Source organism: Paracoccus sp. NSM, assembly GCF_052379855.1.
GTDB lineage: Bacteria > Pseudomonadota > Alphaproteobacteria > Rhodobacterales > Rhodobacteraceae > Paracoccus.
In genome coordinates this window covers 1-1,649 of the sequence record NZ_JBQTCG010000032.1, presented here as the reverse complement: position 1 = coordinate 1,649, position 1,649 = coordinate 1, and the positions used below count along the sequence as shown (strand labels likewise).

The 1,649-nt window shown below is 66.2% G+C and carries 1 protein-coding gene; it reads left to right on the top strand.

The window, feature by feature from the left end; all coding sequences use genetic code 11:
• Positions 1–1,649: electron transfer flavoprotein-ubiquinone oxidoreductase (locus ACTZWU_RS16690; RefSeq protein ID WP_444738486.1), on the top strand; the 1,649-nt coding region annotated here is incomplete at its 3' end.

Sequence of the window (1,649 nt, the reverse complement as noted above, 5' to 3'; positions counted from 1 at the left end):
ATGACCGACGATACACAGATCATCCGCGAGTCGATGGATTATGACGTCGTGATCGTTGGCGCGGGTCCTGCGGGTCTGTCTGCGGCGATCCGTCTGAAGCAGCTTGATGCGGACCTGTCGGTCGTGGTGCTTGAGAAGGGCTCCGAGGTGGGGGCGCATATCCTGTCGGGGGCGGTGCTGGACCCGTCGGGGCTGGACCGGCTGATCCCCGACTGGCGCCAGCAGGGCGCGCCGGTCACGACCGAGGTGACGGACGACAACTTCTACATCCTGGGCGAGGCCGGGCAGGTGCGTGTGCCGAACTGGCCGATGCCGCCCTTGATGTCGAACCACGGCAATTACATCGTCAGCATGGGCAATGTCTGCCGCTGGCTGGCCGAACAGGCCGAGGCTCTGGGCGTCGAGATCTTCCCCGGCATGGCCGCCAGCGAGGTGGTCTGGACCCAGACCGAAAACGGCGGCGCCCGCGTCAAGGGCGTCGTCGCGGGCGAGTTCGGGCGCAATCCCGATGGCAGCATCGGCGAGGGCTACGAGCCGGGGATGGAGCTGAACGGCAAGTATGTCTTCATCGCCGAGGGCGTGCGCGGCAGCCTGGCCAAGCAGATCGACGCGCGGTTGAACCTGACCGCCCATACCGACGCGCAGAAATTCGGCCTCGGCATGAAAGAGATCTGGGAGGTCGCCCCCGAGAAGTTCCACAAGGGCCGGGTCGTGCATACGATGGGCTGGCCCCTGGGCAAGAATGCGGGCGGCGGCAGCTTCATCTATCATCTTGAGAACAATCAGGTTCTGGTCGGTTTCGTGGTCCATCTGAACTACGCGAACCCGCACCTGTTCCCCTATATGGAATTCCAGCGCTTCAAGCATCACCCGATGGTGGCCGAGCTGCTGGAGGGCGCCAAGCGCGTGGCTTACGGCGCGCGCGCGATCAGCGAGGGGGGCTGGCAGTCGCTGCCGCAGCTCTCGTTCGAGGGCGGCGTGCTTCTGGGCTGTTCGGCGGGCATGGTCAACGTGCCGCGCATCAAGGGCAACCACAACGCGATGCATTCCGGGATCGAGGCCGCCGAGGCTGCCGCCGCCGCGATCCGCGCGGGCCGCGAGGGCGACCGGCTGACCGATTACGACGCCGCCGTGCGTGGCGGTGCGATCGGCGCCGACCTGAAGAAGGTCCGCAACGTGAAACCGATGTGGTCGAAACTGGGCCTCTCGGCCAGCCTGATGCTGGGCGGGGTGGATATGTGGGTGGCGAACCTGACCGGCTGGAACCCGCTTGGCACCTGGAAACACGGCAAATCGGACGCGGCGGCGACCGGCAAGGCGGCCGATCACAAGCCGATCGACTATCCGCGCCCGGACGGCAAGCTGTCCTTCGACCGGCTGACGAATGTGGCGTTCTCGTTCACCAATCACGAGGAAAGCCAGCCCTGCCACCTGCGGCTGCGCGATCCTTCGGTGCCGATCCGGGTGAACCTGCCCGAATACGCCGAACCCGCGCAGCGCTACTGCCCGGCGGGCGTCTACGAGGTGGTCGAGGACGCCGAGGGCCCGCGCTTCGTGATCAACTTCCAGAACTGCGTGCACTGCAAGACCTGCGACATCAAGGACCCCAGCCAGAACATCGTCTGGACCACACCGCAGGGCGGCGACGG